The following is a 22,267-nucleotide window of genomic DNA, read 5'->3' as shown; positions in this document are numbered from 1 at the left end:
GCCTGGCGACTACCGGGAGTGCTCGGCCAGCGACAGCAGGAGGTGCGCCGACTCCGGCCGCAAATGATCGGAGTGGGCGCCCGCCGGGCCGTTTCCCTGCGTGAACACGCTGCTTGCATCCACGCTGACGAAACGGTGGTCGAGGGTCTCGAGGGGGTACGGCTCGTCCGCCGTCCGCATGACGATCGTCGACACCGGCGCCGGTGCCGTGCCGATGCCGGCGTATCCGATGCCCACGCGCCGTTCGGCTCGCAGGTGCCAGAAGCCCGTGGCCCGGTCATGCTGCGAGTAGGTCGCGACGACCGGCCCGCGCAGGGGTGCCTTCCCGAGCGCGGTGAAGGTGACGGAGAACGCGTCGCGTGGCGCCGCCATCTGAAGCAGCAGCATCGAATCCACGGTGAACGGCCGGCCGCGCGGCCACGGTGTGCTCCAGCCCAGCGTGAGCGGCTGTTCGCCCGCGGCCCACTGCACCGCTTCGCACAGGAACCGGCAGCCGAAAGAATGACCGATCAGGTGCAGGTACTGGCCGCGCGGGCCGGCGAGTACGGGCGGGGCGGCGGGGTCCGCCCGGTGTGCGTGCAGATAGCCGAGGAGCCGGCCGATGATGCGGGCTGCCTGTCCCCTCGTGCCCATGTCGTGGGCCCGATCGCGGATCCGGCGGTATCCGCCGAGAGACGGCAGTGAACGCGACGGCCAGCGGATCAGGACCGTCCAGGGATGCCAGGGCCTCAACTTCCCGTACCGGCCGGACTCGTGCTGGTCAGCTGTCAGGGCGAGCAGGCGCTGGACGGAGGTGAGCGCGGACTCCGGCTTGGTCTGCCAGCCGTGGACGTAGACCAGTAGGTCCGTCGCCCAGGCGGGAGGGGTCAGCAGGGCGGCGAAGTGATCGTCCAGACGGTGCGGCGGGACCGGTCGCAGGCCGGTGGGCGTCTCCTGGACCACGCGACCGGAGACGTCGAGATCGATCACCACGGGCATCACGGAACACGCTCCAGACGACTGTCCATCCCACCGTGCAGGGTGTAGGCGAGGGCCAGCGGGTTTCGGTGGACGCCTGCGAAATGCCGGGCCAGGTCGTGGGCGATCGCGCCAGCGGTCTGATGCCCACCCAGATACCGTTCCACGTAGGTGAGCGCGTACTCGGCCGCGAAGATCTGGGGCATCTCGATCTGAGGTCCAAGGACCCCGGCGGCGCCGACCCGGATGAGTGCCCCGCCCAGATGCGCCAGATCGGCGCTGCCGGGCATGCCTGCGTAGCAGGCATTGAGCAGCACGAGGGGATGGCGGCGCAGCACGGTGCCCGAATCTGCCCCGCAACGCGCCAGCACGGTCTGCGCGTCGATGTCCCGGCCGTCGCTCAACCGCACCACGAGGAACGGCGAGTCGGCCCCATCTGTACGGAAAAGACCATGGCACCAGAAGTACATGAATTGCTCGTTCAGCCGTCCTGCGGCGATGTCGTCCACCAGGGCCTGACGGCTGCGGCGTTCGCGGAACGATGTGTCCTTGGCCAGCAGGGCCGCGACTTGCGCGGCTTTGGTCAGGCCCAGGACGTCGACCTCGGTGTCGTGGTTCAGACTCACGCTCGGAGAGGTCAGGGGCGGCGCGGGAGTCCGGGCGTCGGGCAGATCCGGGTAGTAGCCGCCCGTCTGCTCGATCTGATGGCGGTGCCCCAGAAAACGTCCGAAATGAGTGTCGAGTCCGTCACCCCCTGACGCGCCTTCGGGCAGGCAGAGCAGGGACCAGGGGAGGAAGAGCACATCGGAGTCGAAGCGTATGCGCAGGTTCTCGCGGCTCAAGACGTCGATCAACACCTGCCGCACCCGTGTGACAGGTGGTTCGCCGCCCTCGAGGAGCGCACCGAAGAGCAGGTAGGCGCCGTGCACGGCGAGCTCGTCGAGCACTGGGCCCAGCTCCTCCTCCGGTTCACCCGAGAGGTCGACCTGCGTGGCGTATGGGAACTCGTGACGGTCCGCGGTGAGTGTCATGTCCTCGGCTGACGACCGGGCGTCGACGAACTCGGCTTTCCAGCGCTGACGCAGACGTGAGGCCAACGCCCGCACCGCCGCAGGCCTCGTGTTCAGCACTGCGCAGGGATCGCCGTGCCGGGAAGGTGGTACGGCGGTGCCGTACAGACGGATGAAGATCCGGTCGCCGTCGTACCGGTTGAGAGCCACGACCAGGTCGGGGTGCAGCGCGGTCGGCATGGGCGAGCGCGTGAAGTCGTGGCTGGGGTTCTGCACGATGTGTACGTCGAGATCGCGGCCCATGCGGTCAATCCCCTTGCGCGCGCGGGTTGAGGGGGGCGAGAGCCGGTGCAAGCCCACCCGGTGCGGAGGCGACGTGCACCGTCGTCTCGACCTGCTGGAGGACGGTGCCGCTCGCCTGGTCGTGGACGGTGACGCGGAGCCGGTGTGCACCTGCCAGCTCCGGAGTGAAGAGGAACTCGGCCGTGTTGTCGTCACCCGCTCGAGAAGGCCGCGTCGAGACAGCAGCCGGCTGGATGCGTGCCGCGGAGAGAGGCGTCGCGGTGACGACGAGCAGGGGCAGGTGGGCGTCCGGCGCCGACCACGGGTGCCCGGGGCCTGCTTGGACCCGCAGGCGGATCCTCGCCGGAGCGCGCGGGACAGGGTGTTCGTCGAGCAAGGTCAGACGGAGCCGGCAGACATCCGAGGCCACCCCGCCGGGCAGCGCAGGAGGGATGCGCGGAAGAGCCGGTCGCCGTTTCATGGCCGATTCCCACAGCACGGTGAAGCCGGCGATCCGTGCCTGGACGTCCTCGCGTCCTGCCCTCAAGGTGGTCCTGGCGTGAGCCGACGGGCCCGGATGAATCTCGTAGCACAACTCCTCGTCGAAGACGACGAAGTCGTGACCAGGAGCCAACCGGGCCCGCGGCGGCAGCTCCGAAAGAGCGGCGATGCGGACGTCGACGCCCAACTCCCCCACGTCGTCGCACAGTCGCGTCAGGTCATCGGTGATCTCGTCGCTTCTCCCCACGAGGAACAGATGCTGGATCCGCACCCCCCGGCTCTCCAGTGCCTCTTTCTGGGCCCTGAGGTAGCGGTTCGCCCCCTCGCCGAGCCAGAAGTCCCGGTCGATGGACGTGCTGACGGCATGGATGGTTCGCGAGGCGCACTCCGTGAGGGAGACCAGCCACTCACGGTTCTCGCCGGCCAGGTCCGCGGACCCGTGACTCAGGTCTTCCATCAAAGAGGCGAGGCGGGCCAACTCCTCTTCGGCGAACACGTTGACGAGCCCCGATCCTCGCTCGCCGACCCGCGCGTACGTGCGGGCCAGCCGGGTCACCCCGTCGGACCGCAACACCGAGCGGTCCACCTGGCTGAACAGTTCGGTCGCGTCGCTGATCCTGGCGAAGCCCTCGTCGACCGCCGCACGCATCTCCGACCGGTGCGACGACAGACTGTCCCTCACCTCGCGGATGCGTCTCTCGTGGAGCAGGTCGGCGGCCCTCAGACGCCTTTCGAAGTCCACGAGGTACTGCAGGATCAGCACCCCACCGCTGAGGAAGCCGGACAAGGCCAACGGCCACGCCTGGCCCGAGCCCTGATGGAGGTGGCTTGTCACGAGGAACGCGCCCGTCCCCACCCACAGCGTCACCATCATCCTGAGTAGCAGTGCGCGTCCTTCGTGAGGCCGTCGCGCACTTCCTGCTTCCTCTGTCGTGGGTCCGTTCACATCGCTCACCGAGTCCTCTCACCGAGGCGAAGCCGCGATCACCACTCCCATGACCTCCCGCGCATGCCGGTCCGGCACCAGGCCCAACCGCCAAGCCTGCCACCCCGCTTCCAGCCGCACCCCCCTTTCCAGCAACAGGCCGTACGCCTCCACGCACTCGACCAGCTTGGTGTCGCGCAAGGCGTGTTCCGCCCGCCGCAGCTCCGCCAGGTCCTCCTGGGCCACCGCGGCGCCCACCTCCACGCCGCCCGGCGCCGCGTACGGCAGGAGCGTGCAGCGCAGGAAGCGGGCCCAGTCCTCGCCGCGCAGGTCGCCGTAGGACGTGAACAGGGCCGCCGCCTCCTCGCACAGCGCGAGGGCCGCCTGGGTTCGGGCGTTGCCCGCGTCCACGATCGCCAGCTCGAGGCACGTCCAGGCCTCGCCGTGGGCGACGCCGATGCGCTGGAAGTCGGCGCGGGCGTCGACCAGGAGCTGCCGGGCGAAGCCCGAGTTGCGCAGCGAGCCGGTCTGGGCGGCACGCTGGTCCCGGGTCACCCGGGCCGAGTGGTGCCGGGCGCAGGCCAGCCCGTAGACGTCCCGCATGCGGGAGAAGAGGGTGCGGGAGCGTTCCAGTTCGCGCACCGCGTGGTGCAGATCGCCCGTCTCCTCCAGGGCCAGGCCCAGGTAGTACACCGTCCACGCCTCGCCGCGCGCGTCCTCGTTGTCCCGGTGCCGGGCCGACGCCCGGCGCAGGTCCTCCGCCGCCGGACCCGGATCGCCGTCGATGAGACGGGCCCGCGCCAGCTGGGTCATGGCCCACGCCTCGCCGCGGGCGTCGCGGGTGCGGCCGTACAGGTCAAGAGCCTGCCGCAGCTCGGACTCGGCCTGCGGCACATCGCCCCGCCGCAGATGCAGCTGCCCCAGCTGGAAGTGCGCCCACGCCTCACCGTGCACGGAGCCGCCCTCGCGGTGCAGCAGCAGCGAACGGGTCAGCAGGTCCAGCGCCTCGGCGAGATGCGCCCGGTCCCGCTCCACCGCCGCCAGCGCGTGCATCGTCCAGGCGCGGTCGGTGGCCAGCTCGGGCGCCGCCTGCAGGGCCATCGCCTCCCGCAGTTTCGCCGACGCCTGCGTGAGCTGGCCCTGGTGGTGCAGGGTGATGCCCAGTGAGCACAGCGCCCGTGCGGCGCCCGCGTCGTGGTGGGCCTGCAGATAGAGGTCGACGACCGAGCTGAGCGTGGTGCGCGCCTTGTCGAGCTCGCCCAGCTGACGGGCGGCGATGCCGGTGCGCCACTGCACGGACCTGACCAGCAGATCCTGGCCGACCGACTGTGCCAGCTCGCTGATCTCGCCGAGCCGGTAGAGGTCGCCGCGCAGCAGGCAGTAGTCGCACAGCGCGCCCAGCAGACTCATCACCGCGTTCTGGTCGACGCCCTCGGTGTGCCGCAGCGTCGCCGTGATGAAGCTCGACTCGTCGTCCAGCCAGCGCAGCGCCTCGTCCAGCGAGGTGAAGCCGTGCGGGGTGAAACGGTCGGAGCGGGTCGACATGTTGCCGTCGACCAGCCGCAGCACGGAGTCGGCCAGCTCCGCGTAGCTGACCAGCAGCCGCTCCTGCGCCGCCGAACGCTCGCCGGGGTCCTCCTCGTCCAGCAGCCGGGCCTGCGCGAAACCGCGGACCAGGTCGTGCAGACGGTAGCGGTCGCCCCGGACCCGGTCGACGAGACCCGCGTCGGCGAGGGCCGCGAGGAGACGGGACGCCTCCGGGCGGTCCGTCGCGAGCAGCGCGGCGGCCGCGGCCGTACCCAGCGAGGCCCGTCCGGCGAGCGCCAGCCGGCGCAGCAGCCGGCGGGTCGTCTCCGGCTGGTCGGTGTAGCGCAGCCACAGCGCGCGCTCCACCGGCTCCACCGGGCCGTACGCCGCGAGATCCGCCGCGAGGGCGCGCGGCGAGCGCGGGCCCAGTGAGGAGCCCGCGACCCGCAGGGCGAGCGGCAGCCCGCCGCACAATTCGGTGATCCGGTCCGCGGCCTCGGCGTCGTACGGACCCGAGGCGTCCTGTGCCGTCGCGCCCAGCAGCTCCTCCGCGCCCGCGGCCGTCAGCGGACGGACCGCCAGCTCGTGCACCCACGCCGACAGTTCGGCCGGCAGGGCGAGCGCCGTCCGGGCCGTCACGAGGACCAGACTGTCGGAGCGTTCCGGGACGAGTGCGCGGACCTGCCCGGCATCCGAGGCGTCGTCCAGGATCACCGTCACCGGCAGGCCCGTCAGGTGCTGGTGGTACAGCTCGCCCAGCCGCTTCAGCTGCTGTTCCGCCGAGGAACGCTCACGGAAGAGAAGCTGCTCGCGGGGCGCGCCCAGCCGGTTCAGCAGATGCAGCAGGGCGTCCCGGGTGGGCAGCGGGGCCTCGCCCGTGCTGTCGCCGCGCAGATCCACCACGCAGGCGCCGCGGAACTGGTCCCGCAGATCGTGCGCGGCGCGCACCGCGAGCGCGGTACGGCCGCTGCCGGGGGCGCCGTGCAGCACGACCACGGTGGGACGGGTCTGCGTGCTGGCCCGAGCCGCCTGCACCCACTGCCGGATCTGCGCGAGTTCCGTGCGTCGGCCGGCGAACGGACCGACCGGCTGGGGAAGTTGAGCGAACGACTGCTGCAGCACCGTCCGCCCGCGTGCCGCCGCGCTCTTGTCCGCGCCGCGCAGCTGCGGTCCCGTCGCCTTCTTCGGACCGGTCGTCGCGCTCAGCACGCGCTGCTGGTCCAGGAACGGCCGGATGCCGCGCACCTCCAGCGCCGTGAGCCACTGCAACCTCAACTGCTCGGCTCCGCCCGGCTGTCCGGCCGCGCCGGCCCGGTGGTGCGCGGCCGGCAGATGCGACCCCGCCACCTTCACGACCGTCGCCGCCGCCCCGACGACCCCGACGGTCACCCCGGCGCCGAGCGCCGTGCCCGGGCCCGTGCCCAGCGCGAGGTCGGCGACCGCCGTCGTGAGGGCGGCGACGCCCGCCACCAGCAGCGGAGTCCGGCCGCCCTCACGCGCGTAGCGCTGTCCGAAACTGATCCGGGCGGACTCCGACTCCTCCAGGGCGCGGGCGTACGCCTCGTACTCCTCGGCGGCGGTCTGCGCCATCGCGTCCAGCGCGCCCCGCGCCCGCGTCAGCAGCGCCTGCCGGTCGGTACGCCCGCCGGACCGCCGTACCTCTTCCTCCACGGCCCGCGCCAACAACCGCTCGGCTTCCGCCCTATGGCCGTCCCGCATGTCCCGTCCCCCTCCGGCGGCACCAGTTGTGCTCGGTCAAGTGTGCGGCGGGCGGCTCCGCGGCGCGAGGGGGCAGAAGGCGTTGCGGCACGGGGCGTCCCCGCCACTATCGTGATCGCAGAGACCGATGAGGACGACGGGGGAAGTTGCATGAGCGCGTACAACGGGGGGCCGGCGGGCCCGCCGCAGGGACCCCACCAGCCCTATCCGCCCCAGCCGCCGCATCCCCAGCCGCCTCAGACGCCCCAACAGCCGCGGTGGGCCTGGTGGGTCGTCGGGATCGTCATTCCCGTGGTGGGCATTCTCATCACGGTGCTGGTGAGCCGGCCGGGCTCCTCGGACGGCGACGGCAAGGCGGCGCCTGCCACCGACGGGCGGCCGCCCGCCTCGACGTCGTCCTCCGCTCCGGCGCAGCCACCGGCGTCCGCCACGCCGGGCGCAGGGACGGGCGCCGGGGCGGCGCAGGTGCGGTACGGCCCCGCTGACCTGGCGGCCGACGTGACCGACTCCGGGTCCTACATCGAGCTGGACACGTCCCGTCCGGTCGTGTCGGGCAGCTCCGTCAAGGGCGCGGACGTGATCTTCGGGGCGTCCATCGGCGACCCGACGCTGTTCGTGCCGGAGTCCGCCTCCAGCCTGGCCCCGCTGCCCGCCACCGGTCCCGCCCCGAGCGCCGGGGAGTGCGCCGAGAGCGTGGACCGCAACGGCACGTACACGGCCGACGTGAAGCGGGGCGACCGCTTCTGCCTGCTGACCGACCAGGGGCACGTCGCCTACCTGCGCGTCGTCACCGCGCCGAGCACCGGCCAGGGCAGGCTCAACGTCACCGTCTGGGACATGCCTGCCGCCTGACCGGCCGGGACCTGCGGCAGGATGGGCGTCATGGCGAACCGACTGGCCCATGAGACGTCCCCGTACCTGCTCCAGCACGCCGACAACCCCGTCGACTGGTGGCCCTGGTCGGCGGAGGCCTTCGAAGAGGCGCGCAGGCGCGGCGTGCCGGTGCTGCTGAGCGTGGGATACAGCAGCTGCCACTGGTGCCATGTGATGGCGCACGAGTCCTTCGAGGACCAGGAGACCGCCGACCGCCTCAACGACCACTTCGTCAACATCAAGGTCGACCGGGAGGAGCGTCCGGACGTCGACGCCGTCTACATGGAAGCCGTGCAGGCGGCCACCGGGCAGGGCGGGTGGCCGATGACCGTGTTCCTGACGCCCGACGCCGAGCCGTTCTACTTCGGCACGTACTTCCCGCCCGCGCCCCGGCACGGCATGCCCTCCTTCCGGCAGGTGCTGGAGGGGGTGCACCAGGCGTGGACGGAGCGGCGCGACGAGGTGGCCGAGGTCGCCGGGAAGATCGTGCGGGACCTGGCCGGACGGGAGATCTCCTACGGGGACAGCCGCGCCCCCGGGGAGCAGGAGCTGTCGCAGGCGCTGCTCGGGCTGACCCGGGAGTACGACGCGCAGCGCGGCGGTTTCGGCGGCGCGCCGAAGTTCCCGCCGTCGATGGTGCTCGAGTTCCTGCTGCGGCACGCCGCGCGGACCGGCGCCGAGGGCGCCCTCCAGATGGCGCAGGACACCTGCGAGCGGATGGCGCGCGGCGGGATCTACGACCAGCTCGGCGGCGGGTTCGCCCGGTACTCCGTCGACCGTGACTGGGTGGTGCCCCACTTCGAGAAGATGCTGTACGACAACGCCCTGCTGTGCCGCGTCTACGCCCACCTCTGGCGGGCCACCGGGAGCGAACTGGCCCGCCGGGTCGCGCTGGAGACCGCCGACTTCATGGTGCGCGAACTGCGCACCGCCGAGGGCGGGTTCGCCTCGGCGCTCGACGCCGACAGCGACGACGGCGAAGGCAACCACGTCGAGGGCGCGTACTACGTGTGGACGCCCGCTCAGCTCGAGGCGGCGCTCGGCCCCGAGGACGCCGAACTCGCGGCACGCTGTTTCGGCGTGACCGAGGAGGGCACCTTCGAGCAGGGCGCCTCCGTCCTGCAACTGCCGCAACAGGAGGGCGTGTTCGACGCCGTCAGGATCGCGGGCGTCAAGGAGCGGCTGCTGCGTGCGCGCGCGCTGCGCCCGGCGCCCGGCCGGGACGACAAGGTCGTCGCCGCGTGGAACGGGCTCGCGATCGCCGCGCTCGCCGAGACCGGCGCCTACTTCGACCGTCCGGACCTGGTGGACGCGGCCGTCGCCGCCGCCGACCTCCTCGTCCGGCTGCACCTGGACGACCAGGCGCGACTGTCGCGGACCAGCAAGGACGGTCAGGTCGGGGCCAACGCGGGCGTCCTGGAGGACTATGCAGACGTGGCCGAGGGGTTCCTCGCGCTGGCCTCGGTCACCGGGGAGGGCGTCTGGCTGGAGTTCGCCGGGTTCCTGCTCGACCATGTCCTCGCCCGGTTCGCCGACCCGGAGTCCGGCGCGCTGTTCGACACCGCCGCCGACGCCGAGCGGCTCATCCGGCGTCCGCAGGACCCGACCGACAACGCCGTGCCCTCGGGCTGGACGGCGGCGGCCGGTGCGCTGCTGGGGTACGCGGCCCACACCGGTTCCGAGCCGCACCGCACGGCCGCGGAGCGGGCTTCGGGCGTGGTGAAGGCGCTCGGGCCGCGGGTTCCCCGGTTCATCGGGTGGGGGCTGGCCGTCGCCGAGGCGCTGCTCGACGGCCCGCGCGAGGTCGCCGTCGTCGGCCCCGCCACGGACGACTCGGCGTCGAAGGCCCTGCACCGCACGGCGCTGCTGGGCAACGCCCCGGGCGCGGTCGTCGCCTTCGGCGTCCCCGGCGGCGACGAGTTCCCGCTGCTGGCCGACCGGCCGCTGCGCGGCGGCGCACCGACCGCGTACGTCTGCCGCGACTTCACCTGCGACGCGCCCACCACCGACCCGGAGCAGCTGCGCATCGCGCTGGGCGGCCGGGAGCAGCCGGCGGGTTAGAGGGCGTCGGGTCGGCTGCCCGGGAGGGCGGCGGACCGGCAGGGCGGCGGGCCCGGAGGCTCGACGCGCCGGGAGGCTCGGCGGGTCAGCCGGGGAATTCGGCGAGGGCGCGTTCCACGATGGCCTCCAGCTGGTCGTGGTGCGCGCCCTTCCAGTACGCGCGTCCACAGGAGCGGCACTGGGCGAAGACGTCGTAGTTCTGCTGGGTGCCGTGTTCGAGCTGGTCGGCGACCTCGTCCTTGGTGGCCTGGCGCAGTTCGCCGTTGCAGGCGGTGCACCTGGTCCAGGGACGCAGTGCGGGCGCGAACCGGTCGAGGACGTCGCGCAGTTGCTCGGCGGGGTCGGTGCTGTACACGTAGCCGCCCGCCCACAGTTCGCGCCGGCGCAGCAGGCCCCGGTCGCGGCTGAGCATGACGCGCCGTTCGGCGGCCGAGCGGGCGGCGAGCGCCGGGTCGCCGATGTCGGTCGACTCGTACGCCGTGTCCACGCCGAGCAGACGCATCCGGCGGGCCAGGGTGCCGAGGTGGACGTCCAGGAGGAACCGCAGCGGGGCGCCGGGGACGCGCTGGGGGCGGCTGACCGGGCGGACGGTCACGGACTCGCCGTCGGCGGGGATGTGCGAGACCGGCGCCTCACGGCCGTCGACGACGAGGGCGCCGACCTCGGTGAGGGGCACCCCGAGGGACTCGACGACATGGCCGAGCGTCGACACGCCGTCGACGGCGAGTGCGGTGGCGCCGGCACGCCGGGCGTGCGGGACGAACAGGGCCAGCTCGGGGGCGACTTCGACGCGGATCTCGGGTGCGTTCACCGGGTCAGGATGGCATGGGGGAAGGGCGGTGGCTCAGGGGATTTCCCTGCCCGGAGCCTGCTCCCGGCGGGGAGATCCGCCCGGAGCCTGCTCCCGGCTGTGTTCCGGACCGTGTCGACGTGTTAAGGGGCAGGAAAAACGGCCATGGCGGGGACGCCATGGCCGGAAGAGGGTGCGCGGGAGCGGTCAGCCGTGCTGGTACGCCACCAGGGAGATGCCGACGTAGTGCACGACGAAGGCGGCGAGGGTGAGGGAGTGGAACACCTCGTGGAAGCCGAACCAGCGCGGTGACGGGTTGGGGCGCTTGATGCCGTAGATCACGCCGCCCGCGCTGTAGAGGAGTCCGCCGACGACGACCAGGACCAGGACCGCGATGCCGCCCGTGCGCATGAAGTCGGGCAGGAAGAACACGGCCGCCCAGCCCATCGCGATGTAGCAGGGGGTGTAGAGCCAGCGGGGAGCGCCGACCCAGAAGACCCGGAAGGCGATCCCGGCGAGCGCCGCGGCCCAGATGCTCCACAGCAGCCACCGCCCCTTGCTCCCGGGCAGGAGCAGCAGCGTGAGCGGCGTGTAGGTGCCCGCGATGATCAGGAAGATGTTCGCGTGGTCGAGTCTGCGCAGGACGCCGTCCATCCGCGGGCTCCAGTCGCCGCGGTGGTAGAGGGCGCTGACCCCGAACAGCAGGCAGGCCGTCAGGGCGAAGATTCCGCAGGCGACGCGGCCGCGGGTGGAGTCCGCGAGGGCGGTGAGGATCAGTCCGGAGACGAGGGCTGCCGGGAACATGCCGAGGTGCAGCCAGCCGCGGAGCTTGGGCTTGATCTCTTCCGACAGGGAGTGCGCGACGGGTGTGGTGCCGGCGGCCGGCGAGTCCGTGGGCGCGTCGGGGACGGGCGCAGTCATGGGGGGATCGTACCTACGCAACCGTAAGTTACGCGTCAGTACGACATGCCCGGCGGCGAAGAGTGGTCATCGTCTCACGGGGTCCGGGTCAACGGCCGACCGCGTGAACGTCATGGGAACGCAAAGTGACGTCGGTACACGTGGCCATCCTCACTCCGCTCACCTGTGAGGCCCTCTGGACATATGGGCATCACAGTCGGATGATCAAATGAGTGCGGTCGACACCGGATGAGCGCCAGGGTTCATCACCGTGAAGCATCCGGGTCGCAGCCCCCACGGGGCCTCCAACAAAAAATCCCTCTTTTAGGAGCAATCGTGGCGCGCGACATCGCGGCTTCCCCCGTCATTCCCACCCAGCACCAGGAACTCGTCTCCTGGGTGAACGAGATCGCCGAACTGACGCAGCCGGACAACGTGGTCTGGTGTGACGGATCCGAGGCCGAGTACGAGCGACTGTGCGAGGAGCTCGTCGAGCGGGGCACGTTCCGCAAACTCGACCCGGTCAAGCGCCCCAACTCCTACTACGCGGCCTCCGACCCGACCGACGTCGCCCGGGTCGAGGACCGCACCTTCATCTGCTCCGAGAAGGAGGAGGACGCGGGGCCCACGAACCACTGGAAGGCCCCCGCGGAGATGCGGGAGATCTTCTCCGGTGAGAAGGGCCTGTTCCGCGGCTCGATGCGCGGCCGCACGATGTACGTCGTCCCCTTCTGCATGGGCCCGCTCGGCTCGCCGCTGTCCGCGATCGGCGTGGAGATCACCGACTCCGCCTACGTCGCCGTGTCCATGCGCACCATGACCCGCATGGGGCAGCCGGTCCTGGACGAGCTCGGCTCCGACGGCTTCTTCGTGCGTGCCGTGCACACGCTCGGAGCGCCGCTGGCCGAGGGCGAGGCCGACGTGCCGTGGCCCTGCAACTCGACCAAGTACATCTCGCACTTCCCCGAGAGTCGCGAGATCTGGTCCTACGGCTCCGGCTACGGCGGCAACGCGCTGCTCGGCAAGAAGTGCTACGCCCTGCGCATCGCCTCCGTCATGGCCCGCGACGAGGGCTGGCTGGCCGAGCACATGCTGATCCTCAAGCTCACCCCGCCGCGGGGCGAGTCCAAGTACGTCGCCGCCGCCTTCCCGAGCGCCTGCGGCAAGACCAACCTCGCCATGCTGGAGCCCACCGTCTCCGGCTGGACGGTCGAGACGATCGGCGACGACATCGCCTGGATGCGCTTCGGCGAGGACGGCCGGCTGTACGCCATCAACCCCGAGGCCGGCTTCTTCGGCGTCGCGCCCGGCACCGGCGAGCACACCAACGCCAACGCGATGAAGACGCTGTGGGGCAACTCGGTCTTCACCAACGTCGCCCTCACCGAGGACGGCGACGTCTGGTGGGAGGGGATGACGGAGGAGACCCCGGAGCACCTCACCGACTGGAAGGGCAACGACTGGACCCCGCAGTCCGGCGTCCCGGCCGCCCACCCCAACGCCCGTTTCACCACGCCCGCCGCGCAGTGCCCGATCATCGCGCCCGAGTGGGAGGACCCGAGGGGCGTGCCGATCTCGGCGATCCTCTTCGGCGGCCGCCGCGCGAGCGCGGTCCCGCTGGTGACCGAGTCCTTCGACTGGAACCACGGTGTCTTCCTCGGCGCGAACGTGGCGAGCGAGAAGACCGCCGCCGCCGAGGGCAAGGTCGGCGAGCTGCGCCGGGACCCGTTCGCCATGCTCCCGTTCTGCGGCTACAACATGGGCGACTACATGGGCCACTGGGTCGACGTCGCCAAGGGCAAGGACCAGGCGAAACTCCCGAAGATCTACTACGTCAACTGGTTCCGCAAGAACGACGAGGGCCAGTTCGTCTGGCCCGGCTTCGGTGAGAACAGCCGCGTCCTGAAGTGGATCGTGGAGCGTCTGGACGGCCACGCCGAGGGCGTCGAGACCCCGATCGGCATCCTGCCGACGAAGGAGGCCCTCGACACCAAGGGCCTCGAACTCGACGACGAGGACCTCGACTTCCTGCTCACCGTCGACAAGGAGATCTGGCGCGAGGAGGCCGCCCTGGTCCCCGAGCACCTCAACACCTTCGGCGACCACACCCCGAAGGAACTGTGGGACGAGTACCGCGCGCTGGTGAAGCGCCTGGGCTGACCCGCCGACGACTCCGCGGCCGGTTTGGGGATGCCCTGACCAGCGATCGTCACGACCGGCCGCGGTGCTGCACCGGACACCCCCACGACAGTCCTGCGTCTGTCGTGGGGGTGTGGTGTCGTGGGGTGGTGTTTCTCCCCCGGTATTCCTGTCCGGTCGGCCTATGGTGATGCCGTGCGCGGAATCCTGTTGGCCGGAGGCACCGGCTCGCGACTTTGGCCGTTGACCCGCTCGGTGTCGAAGCAACTGCTGCCGGTCTTCGACAAACCGATGATTTACTATCCGCTTTCCACGCTCGTCATGGCAGGCGTCCAGGACATTCTCGTCATCACCACTCCCGAAGACCAGGGTCAGTTCAGCAGGTTGCTCGGCGACGGCAGTGAACTGGGTCTGCGGCTGCAATACACGGAACAGAAACGCCCGGAAGGCATCGCCCAGGCTTTCCTGCTCGGGGCCGACTTCATCGGCGAACAATCCGTCGCTCTGATTCTGGGCGACAACATCTTCCATGGAAGCGGCCTCGGTACCCGGCTGGCCCTGCACGGCGATCTGGAGGGCGGCCGGGTATTCGCCTACCAGGTCGCCGACCCCTCGGCGTACGGCGTCGTGGAGTTCGACGAAACGGGCAGGGCGGTGTCCATCGAGGAGAAGCCGGCCCGGCCGAGATCCCGGTACGCCGTGCCCGGACTGTACTTCTACGACAACCGTGCCGTGGACATCGCCCGTGGCCTGCGGCCCAGCGCCCGCGGCGAGTTGGAGATCACCGACCTCAACCGCGTCTATCTGGAGGCCGGGGCGCTGCAGGTCACCCGGCTCGACCGGGGCACGGCGTGGCTCGACACCGGGACCTTCAGCTCCATGGTCCAGGCCTCGGAGTTCGTCCGGGTGATCGAGGAGCGTCAGGGATTCAAGATCGGCTGTCTCGAGGAGGCGGTCTGGCGGGCCGGCCTGGTCGACGACGACCGGCTCCGCGAGCTGGCCCGGCCGCTCCTGAAGAGCGGATACGGCCAGTATCTGCTGGGCCTGCTGGAGGACTCCCGGCACGTCGTCACGCCTGCGCCGGGCGGACGTCCCCTGTGTGACGCGAACGGGCTGAGCGGCCGGAAGGAGGCGGTCGCGTGAGACCGCTCGGCATCGAAGGGGCGTGGGTGGACACGCCGACGGTGTTCACGGACGACCGGGGCCGGTTCCACGAGTGGTTCCAGGCCGGCGTGTTCCAGGACGTCGTCGGCCAGGGGCTCCGGCTCGAGCAGGCCAACTGCTCCCGCTCCGTGCGCGGGACGCTTCGCGGCATCCACTGCGCGGCGGTCCCGCCGGGGCAGGCGAAGTACGTCACCTGTGTCAGCGGCGCCGTCCTCGACGTGGTGGTCGACATCCGCGTCGGCTCCCCGGGCTTCGGGACGTGGGAGGCGGTCCGGCTCGACGACACGACGCACCGCTGCGTCTATCTCTCGGAAGGGCTGGGGCACGCCTTCATGGCGCTGGAGGACGACTCCACCGTCGTCTATCTGTGTTCGCGGGGATATGCGCCGAGGCGAGAGTTCGGAATCCATCCGCTGGACCCGGCACTGGCCATCGCCTGGCCCGACGATCTCGTGCCGCTCCTTTCGGACAAGGACGCGGCCGCGCCCACGCTGGAGCAGGCGGAGCGGCAGGGTCTGCTGCCGTCGTTCGAGGACTGCCTCGCGTTTCGCGGAATTCTCGGCAGCGACGCTTAGCAAGGCTGCCGTGGCGCTGTCGTTCGGTGAATTCCACCCTTTCGGCGGAATGGTGAGGCAGCGGCGAAGGCATGGGTGCCGTCCGGGTGATCTGAAGCCACAATATCGGACGATCATTCATAATTCTTTCACAAAAGGTGAAGAATGTGCTCGTTGTTCGTGACCGTAGGTGAAGTGGCATGCGAGCGGCATGGAACTCACTCAGTGCGCGCTTGCTGTCTGATCCCCTCCCCATCGTGAGGAAGGTTCACTTGAACCGTAGAACGATCCGAATCTCGCGCCTGAAATCCGCCACGCTCGTCTCGGCGGGCGCGGTCGCCGTGGCGCTCAGCGTCGTCCCGAGCGCCGTGGCCGTCGCCGACGCGGCGAGCCGGCCCGACGCCGACAGATCCGTGGTGCGGCTGCGCCCGATCGAGCACCCCTCCGTGGCCATCGCCGACGCGATCCGCAGGGCCGGCGCCGAGGGCCAGGCGGCGGTGGTGCCCGACCGTGCCACGAGGTCCGTCGCAGACAAGGACAAGGACAAGGACAAGCACCACAGCGGCCGTGACCACGCCGGCCCCAGGGGGCCGCGCGGCCCCCAGGGCCATGAGGGCAAGCCCGGTAAGCCGGGTAAGCCGGGTAAGCCGGGCAAGCCCGGGAAGCCCGGGAAGCCCGGCCCGCAGGGCCCGCAAGGACCGCAGGGCTTCCAGGGAGCCGACGGTGCTGACGGCGCCGACGGAGCCGACGGCGCGCAGGGCACCCAGGGGTTCCAGGGCACGCAGGGTACCCAGGGCGTCCAGGGCAATCAGGGTTTCCAGGGCGACGCCGGTGCTGACGGCACGCAGGGTACCCAGGGGTTCCAGGGCAATCAGGGTTTCCAGGGCAATCAGGGTTTCCAGGGCGACGCCGGTGCTGACGGCACGCAGGGTACCCAGGGGTTCCAGGGCAACCAGGGGTTCCAGGGCAACCAGGGTTTCCAGGGCAATCAGGGTTTCCAGGGTGACCCCGGTGCTGACGGCACGCAGGGTACCCAGGGGTTCCAGGGCAACCAGGGGTTCCAGGGCAACCAGGGCGCCCAGGGCGGCGTCGGCAGCAACCTGTACGTCAAGACCGTGACGAACCCGGGAACCCAGGGCGGAACGGCAGCGACCGTCGTCTGCGATCTCGGTGACGTGGCCACCGGCGGCGGAGTGGTGCTGCCCGGCCTCGGCAGCCTTCGGGACAACTCCCCGACCGGCGGCACGACCACGTCGCCCCCCACGGGATGGCAGGCCGGCGTCACCGGCAACAACCCCATCCAGGTCTTCGTGGTCTGCGCCGACGTAGCACCGTAGATCTCCGTGAGCGGCGGTGCGCTACCGGTACCGCACCGCCCGTCTCAACGGACCTGCGCGGCGCGCCCTTCGAGGCTTCGGCTTCGGAGGGCGCCGCCGCACGAAGACCCGTCCGACCGGCCGACCCGGTGCCGAGCACCGGGCAGCGAGAGAACTCGGAGAGCCATGCGCGTCCTGGTGACCGGCGGTGCCGGATTCATCGGTTCCGAATACGTCCGGCAGCGGTTGAGAGCGGATCCCGCGGCACGCGTCACCGTCCTCGACAAGCTCACCTACTCAGGGGTCGAGGCGAATCTGGCGTCGGTGGCGAAAGCCCCCGGCTACGCCTTCGTGCGGGGCGACATCTGCGACCCGGACGTGGTCGACCAGGTGATGGCGGGTCAGGACGCGGTGGTGCACTTCGCCGCCGAGTCGCACGTCGACCGGTCGATCGAGGGGGCCGGTCCGTTCGTCCGCACCAATGTGCTGGGCACACAGGTGCTGCTCGACGCGGCGCTCCGGCACGGCGTCGGCCGCTTCGTCCAGGTGTCCACGGACGAGGTGTACGGCTCGATCGGCGAAGGGTCGTGGACCGAGAGCCATCCTCTGGCCCCGAACTCCCCGTACTCCGCCTCGAAGGCCGGCGCGGACCTGCTGGCCCTCGCCCACCACCGCACCCACGGACTGGACGTCGTGGTCACCCGCTGCACCAACAACTACGGGCCGTACCAGTTCCCCGAGAAGGTCGTTCCGCTCTTCGTCACCCACCTGCTCGACGGGAAGCCGGTCCCCCTGTACGGGGACGGCCGCAACGTCCGCGACTGGCTGCACGTCTCCGACCACTGCCGGGGCATCGACCTGGTCCTGCGCGGCGGCCGGGCGGGGGAGGTCTACCACATCGGCGGAGGCGTCGAGCTGAGCAACCACAAGCTCACGGGTCTGCTGCTGGACGCCCTCGGCGCGGACTGGGACCGGGTCGAGCACGTACCCGACCGCAAGGGGCACGATCTGCGCTACTCGCTGGACGACAGCAGGATCCGCGAAGAACTCGGCTACGCCCCGCAGACGCCCTTGACGGAGGGGCTGGCGGACACGGTCGCCTGGTACCGCGCCCACCGCTCGTGGTGGGAGCCGCTGAAGGAGAGGGCCGCACCGCGATGACCACGAGGTGGCTGGTCACCGGCGCCCACGGGCTCCTCGGCCGGGACGTGCTGGCCGAGCTCGCCGCCGATCCGGACGCCGTGGTGACGGGCCTCGGCCGCGACCGGCTCGACATCACCGACCCGGACGCCGTGCGTGCGGCCGTCCCCGGCCACGCCGTGGTCGTGAACTGCGCCGCCTGGACGGACGTCGACGGCGCCGAGCGGTCCGAGGCGGCCGCCACCGCCGTGAACGGCACGGGCGTCCGCCACCTGGCCGGCGCCTGCGCGGACGGCGGCGCCATCCTGCTGCACCTGTCGACCGACTACGTCTTCCCGGGCGACGCCCGCGGCCCCTACCCCGAGGACGCGCCGACGGGCCCCGTCAACGCGTACGGGCGGAGCAAACTGGCGGGCGAGCGGGCCGTCGTCGAGCTGCTGCCGGACACCGGCTACGTCGTCCGCACCGCCTGGCTCTACGGCGAGCACGGTCCCAACTTCGTGGCCACCGTGCTCGGACTCGCCGCCCGCCGCGAGACCCTGGACGTGGTCGCCGACCAACACGGTCAGCCGACCTGGACCCGGGCGCTCGCCCGGCAGTTGGCCGCCCTCGGGCGCGCCGCGCTCACGGGCCGGGCCCCGGCGGGCATCTACCACGGCACGTCGGCGGGCCGCACCACCTGGTGCGGCCTGGCGCGCGACGCGTTCCGGCTCAGCGGTCTCGATCCCGAGCGGATCCGCCCCGTCGGCTCGGAGAAGTTCCCCCGGCCGGCCGCGCGCCCGGCGTTCGGCGTGCTCGGCCACGGCGGCTGGCTGCGGGCCGGTCTGGCGCCCCTTCCCCCGTGGGACGACCAGTTGGCCTCGGCCGTGAGGCTGCCCGCCTTCGCCGCACTGGCCGCCGCGGCCCGCACGACGCGACGGCCCTGAACCGACGCGAGACGCCCCGCGGGACCCGTGCGTCCCGCGGGGCGTCTCGCGCGCGGCGGCCCGAGGCCGCGCAGGACCTACACCAGCAGCGGGCCGCCGCACCGCTCGGCGCCGTCCTTCACCGAGATGAGGTTGGCGATCACGTAGGAGATGTTCTTCTCGGAGTGCCACTGGGACGGGAAACAGGTCGTCAGCCGGGAACTCTGGAACCTGGCCTCGATCTCGGGCACGAAGGCGCGGTACTGGTCGTCCGTGTAGTACCAGAAGGAGTTCTCGTTGTAGTACGCGACGTGGGTCGGGTCCTGGTACGCGCCACGGCCGTCGGAGCTGGGGGTCGTGCTGAGGAGCATGCCACCGGGCGCCAACAGCCGGTACAGCTCGTTGATCAGGGGAATCTTCGCCGGCACGTGCTCCAGGAAGTCCACGGCCCGCATCAGACCGACGGAGTCGTCGGGCAGGTCCAGCCTGCCGGGCAGGGTCGCGACGATGTCGACGCCCTCGCCCGGGTACTGGTCCACGCCCAGGTAACCGGGCGGCTTGCGGTGCGCCGCTCCGAGGTCGAGCGCGAGCAGTCCCCTGCGGTACGTCCAGGCGAGGGCGTTGGCCTCGATGTACTTGTCGTACAGGGCGACCGTCTCGCTCTGGATGTGCGCGTTGGTCTCCGGGTCGCGCTGGGTGTTCGCCGGGTGCATCCGCTGCAGGTACAGACAGCGGGGGATGTGGTGGAAGTCGCCGACGTGGAACAGACGGCACATCAGGTCCTGGTCGTCCAGGACCGAGCGGGAGGCGTCGTACCCGCCGGCCGTCACATAGGCGTCCCTGCGGAACGCCCGCACGTGGTTGGGCGCGTACCAGATGTACGCGATGTTGTGCGGGGTCGGCGCCATCGCCCTGACCTGCAGCAGGTTGCGGCCGTCGACGCGCACGTCCTCGTAGTGCCAGCCGTGCGACTCGTTGAAACGGCTGTCGTCCCGTTTCCCGTCCTCGGTGATCTGCGCGGTGTTGCTGTACACGAAGACGGCGTCGGGGTGCTCGTCGAAGGCCTTGCCGAGCTCCGCCAGGCACGCCTTCGCCAGCAGGTCGTCATGGTCGAGTTCCACCAGGATCTCGCCGCGGGCCAGTTCACAGGCCCTGCGCTTCGCCGCTCCGACGCCGGTGACGTGGTCCGCGATCTCGATCCGGACCCGGTCGTCGGGGCGCTCCGGCCGCCAGCGGGCGCCGTTGTTGAGCAGGACGATCCACTCCCAGTCCGGACAGGTCTGCGCCTGCAGGGTCGCCAGGCACTCGTCGAGGAATCGGGTTCGGTGGCTGGGGGTGAAGACGGAGAACCTCGGGGTGGCGGTCGACGTCATCTGGTGCTCCCTGCTCGGCTCGATGGTCGGGGGAGGCCGACTGCGAGCGGACCGCGGGCGTGCCGACGTGCCGGAGTCGACCACCGTCATGTGCGCCGACGTTACGAGCCCGCCGCGAGGACGCCGCAGTCCGGCAGGCGCTTGTGGTGTACAGATCACCCGAATGGGCGGACCGCGGCGGGGCGTCGCGGGAGGCGGCGTCCGTCGGGTGGGCGTGACGCGTTCGTGGGCGTGACGCGTTCGTGGGCGTGACGCGTTCATGGCGCCCGGTCCGCGCGTCGCTGCGGGTGCACGCGGACCGGGGCCGTTCGAGGTCCCCGATGGGGGAGCCCCCCGGGGAAGGGGGTCAGCCGGCGGCGCTCAGCTCCTGCTGCTCCGCCTGGCCGGCGGCGTGCGCGTCCATGCGCTGGGCCGCCAGGATCGCCACGGCGGTGTCCGCGCGGGACGCGGCGACGAGGAGGGCCCGGCCCGCGAGGGCGTGGGCCCGGTCGTGCAGTGCCACGAGGCGCGGCCCGGCGGCCGGAGCGGGGGAGACGTCGGAGCGGACTCGCGTCCGCCCGCCGTGCAGCCGGGTCACCTGCTGCGCGAGCCGGGTGGCGGCGGCGTCCAGGTCGGCGGACGGCGCCGTGGCGCGCAGCTCGTCGGTGACGGCGAGCAGCGCCGCGAGATGACCTGCGAGCTGGATGTCCAGCTCCTCCTCGCGGGAGCGGTGGGGGAAGTCCGAGGGCGTGCCGGCCATCGTGGTGTGGACGGACCTACGGGAAGAAGCTGCGTGGATCGGCTCGTACATGAGGATGGCCTCCCGTGCTGTCAGGAAACCATCCTAGCTTAGATTTCGTCTAAAGTTGAGGGATTCAAGAAGTCGCTGCCCGGATGATGTTTAAGGCTGGCTGTAGCCGTCCAGGAAGCGGGCGATCCGGCCCACCGCGTCCCGCAGGTCCGTCGCCGTCGGCAGGGTGACGACCCGGAAGTGGTCCGGCTCGGGCCAGTTGAAGCCGGTCCCCTGGACCACCATGATCTTCTCTCGGCGCAGCAGGTCGAGGACCATCTGCCGGTCGTCGCGGATCTTGAAGACGGCGGGGTCGAGGCGCGGGAAGAGATACAGCGCACCCTTCGGCCGTACACAGGTGACGCCCGGGATCTGCGTCAGCAGCTCGTACGCCGTGTCAACCTGCTCCTTGAGCCGCCCGCCCGGCAGCACCAGGTCGTTGATCGTCTGGCGTCCGCTGAGCGCGGCCACCACCCCGTGCTGCCCCGGCATGTTCGCGCACAGGCGCATGTTCGCCAGGATCGTCAGGCCCTCGATGTAGGAGTCGGCGTGCGCGCGCGGGCCGGAGATCGACATCCAGCCGACCCGGTATCCGGCCACCCGGTACGCCTTCGACATGCCGTTGAAGGTGAGGGTGAGCAGGTCGGGGGCGACCTTGGCGGTCGGGGTGTGCGTGGCGCCGTCGTAGAGGATCTTGTCGTAGATCTCGTCCGAGCAGATCAGCAGGTTGTGCCGGCGGGCGATGTCCGTCAGCCCCCGGATCATCGCCTCGTCGTAGACGGCCCCGGTCGGGTTGTTCGGGTTGATGATGACGAGCGCCTTGGTGCGGTCGGTCACCTTGCGCTCGATGTCGGCGAGGTCCGGCATCCAGTCCGCCTGCTCGTCGCAGCGGTAGTGCACGGCGGTGCCGCCGGAGAGCGAGACGGCGGCGGTCCACAGCGGGTAGTCCGGCGCCGGGACCAGCACCTCGTCGCCGTCGTCCAGCAGACCCTGCATCGCCATGACGATCAGCTCGGAGACGCCGTTGCCGATGAAGACGTGCTCGACGTCCGTCTCGATGCCGAGTGTCTGGTTGTGCATCACGACGGCCCGGCGCGCCGCCAGCAGGCCCTTGGCGTCGCCGTAGCCGTGCGCCGTGGAGACGTTGCGGAGGATGTCCTCCAGGATCTCCGGCGGGGCCTCGAAGCCGAATGCGGCCGGATTGCCGGTGTTCAGCTTGAGGATGCGGTGACCGGCCGCTTCCAGCCGCATCGCCTCCTCGAGAACCGGGCCCCGGATCTCGTAACAGACGTTGGCGAGCTTGGTCGACTGGATCACCTGCATGTCTGGGAGCTTACGGCCCGGTATCGCCTCCGGGGGCGT

The 22,267-nt window shown here is 71.2% G+C and carries 17 protein-coding genes; 8 read left to right on the top strand and 9 right to left on the bottom strand.

Annotation, left to right across the window (positions count from 1 at the left end; translation table 11 throughout):
• Nucleotides 1-9: 9 nt before the first annotated feature.
• The 4 genes from OHS82_RS16650 to OHS82_RS16635 form a co-directional block, all read right to left on the bottom strand.
• Complete coding sequence (locus tag OHS82_RS16650; protein ID WP_057584484.1) at nt 10-978, bottom strand: alpha/beta hydrolase; 969 nt, start codon at nt 976-978, stop codon at nt 10-12.
• A complete protein-coding gene (locus OHS82_RS16645) occupies nt 978-2,270 on the bottom strand; it encodes a CHAT domain-containing protein (protein ID WP_057584483.1) in 1,293 nt (430 codons plus the stop codon). Before OHS82_RS16645 ends, OHS82_RS16650 begins: the two co-directional genes overlap by 1 nt.
• A 4-nt stretch (nt 2,271-2,274) precedes the next feature.
• Nucleotides 2,275-3,624 carry a hypothetical protein gene (locus OHS82_RS16640; protein ID WP_063894348.1) on the bottom strand — a complete coding sequence of 450 codons (1,350 nt, stop codon included), beginning with the start codon at nt 3,622-3,624 and terminating at the stop codon, nt 2,275-2,277.
• A gap of 90 nt (nt 3,625-3,714) precedes the next feature.
• Complete coding sequence (locus OHS82_RS16635) at nt 3,715-6,921, bottom strand: tetratricopeptide repeat protein (protein ID WP_057584482.1); 3,207 nt, start codon at nt 6,919-6,921, stop codon at nt 3,715-3,717.
• Between the two features lie 291 nt (nt 6,922-7,212).
• Here OHS82_RS16635 and OHS82_RS16630 point away from each other — a divergent pair, with 291 nt between their 5' ends.
• Both OHS82_RS16630 and OHS82_RS16625 read left to right on the top strand, forming a co-directional pair.
• Nucleotides 7,213-7,773, top strand: a complete 561-nt coding sequence (locus OHS82_RS16630) for a hypothetical protein (protein ID WP_057584481.1) — start codon at nt 7,213-7,215, stop codon at nt 7,771-7,773.
• Between the two features lie 30 nt (nt 7,774-7,803).
• Entirely contained in the window at nt 7,804-9,855 is a 2,052-nt protein-coding gene (locus tag OHS82_RS16625) for a thioredoxin domain-containing protein (protein ID WP_057584480.1), read from the top strand.
• A gap of 85 nt (nt 9,856-9,940) precedes the next feature.
• On the opposite strand, the gene OHS82_RS16620 is transcribed toward OHS82_RS16625, so the two are convergent.
• Nucleotides 9,941-10,666 (bottom strand): Mut7-C RNAse domain-containing protein, encoded by a 726-nt coding sequence (locus OHS82_RS16620; RefSeq protein WP_328434088.1) that lies wholly within the window; start codon nt 10,664-10,666, stop codon nt 9,941-9,943.
• A 186-nt stretch (nt 10,667-10,852) separates the two neighbouring features.
• Nucleotides 10,853-11,566 carry a PAQR family membrane homeostasis protein TrhA gene (gene trhA, locus OHS82_RS16615; protein WP_057584478.1) on the bottom strand — a complete coding sequence of 238 codons (714 nt, stop codon included), beginning with the start codon at nt 11,564-11,566 and terminating at the stop codon, nt 10,853-10,855.
• 315 nt (nt 11,567-11,881) lie between these two features.
• On the opposite strand from trhA, the gene OHS82_RS16610 reads away from it, so the two are divergent.
• From OHS82_RS16610 to rfbD, 6 genes are all read left to right on the top strand, one after another.
• Nucleotides 11,882-13,705: a phosphoenolpyruvate carboxykinase (GTP) gene (locus OHS82_RS16610; RefSeq protein WP_057584477.1), complete on the top strand. Its 1,824-nt coding sequence runs from the start codon at nt 11,882-11,884 to the stop codon at nt 13,703-13,705.
• A 174-nt stretch (nt 13,706-13,879) separates the two neighbouring features.
• Nucleotides 13,880-14,827, top strand: coding sequence for a glucose-1-phosphate thymidylyltransferase RfbA (rfbA, locus tag OHS82_RS16605; protein ID WP_079041632.1), 948 nt, complete (start codon nt 13,880-13,882; stop codon nt 14,825-14,827).
• Nucleotides 14,824-15,423: a dTDP-4-dehydrorhamnose 3,5-epimerase family protein gene (locus OHS82_RS16600; RefSeq protein ID WP_057584476.1), complete on the top strand. Its 600-nt coding sequence runs from the start codon at nt 14,824-14,826 to the stop codon at nt 15,421-15,423. Before rfbA ends, OHS82_RS16600 begins: the two co-directional genes overlap by 4 nt.
• Nucleotides 15,424-15,674: 251 nt before the next feature.
• Nucleotides 15,675-16,739, top strand: coding sequence for a hypothetical protein (locus tag OHS82_RS16595; protein WP_328434087.1), 1,065 nt, complete (start codon nt 15,675-15,677; stop codon nt 16,737-16,739).
• Between the two features lie 165 nt (nt 16,740-16,904).
• Entirely contained in the window at nt 16,905-17,879 is a 975-nt protein-coding gene (gene rfbB, locus OHS82_RS16590; protein ID WP_057584475.1) for a dTDP-glucose 4,6-dehydratase, read from the top strand.
• The gene (gene rfbD / locus OHS82_RS16585; protein ID WP_057584474.1) at nt 17,876-18,784 is read left to right on the top strand and encodes a dTDP-4-dehydrorhamnose reductase; all 909 of its coding nucleotides are present in this window, start codon (nt 17,876-17,878) and stop codon (nt 18,782-18,784) included. Before rfbB ends, rfbD begins: the two co-directional genes overlap by 4 nt.
• A 77-nt stretch (nt 18,785-18,861) precedes the next feature.
• Here rfbD and OHS82_RS16580 read toward each other — a convergent pair whose 3' ends face one another.
• The 3 genes from OHS82_RS16580 to OHS82_RS16570 all read right to left on the bottom strand — a co-directional run bounded on the left by OHS82_RS16580 (nt 18,862) and on the right by OHS82_RS16570 (nt 22,228).
• Nucleotides 18,862-20,136, bottom strand: coding sequence for a glycosyltransferase (locus tag OHS82_RS16580; RefSeq protein WP_057584473.1), 1,275 nt, complete (start codon nt 20,134-20,136; stop codon nt 18,862-18,864).
• A gap of 346 nt (nt 20,137-20,482) precedes the next feature.
• A complete protein-coding gene (locus OHS82_RS16575; RefSeq protein WP_057584472.1) occupies nt 20,483-20,926 on the bottom strand; it encodes an SCO4983 family protein in 444 nt (147 codons plus the stop codon).
• A gap of 90 nt (nt 20,927-21,016) precedes the next feature.
• Entirely contained in the window at nt 21,017-22,228 is a 1,212-nt protein-coding gene (locus tag OHS82_RS16570) for a pyridoxal phosphate-dependent aminotransferase (RefSeq protein ID WP_306949564.1), read from the bottom strand.
• Between the last annotated feature and the right edge of the window lie 39 nt (nt 22,229-22,267).

This window comes from Streptomyces sp. NBC_00425, assembly GCF_036030735.1.
Lineage (GTDB): Bacteria > Actinomycetota > Actinomycetes > Streptomycetales > Streptomycetaceae > Streptomyces.
Note: the sequence above shows the minus strand (reverse complement) of the source record. Positions and strands in the feature narration are given on the sequence as shown.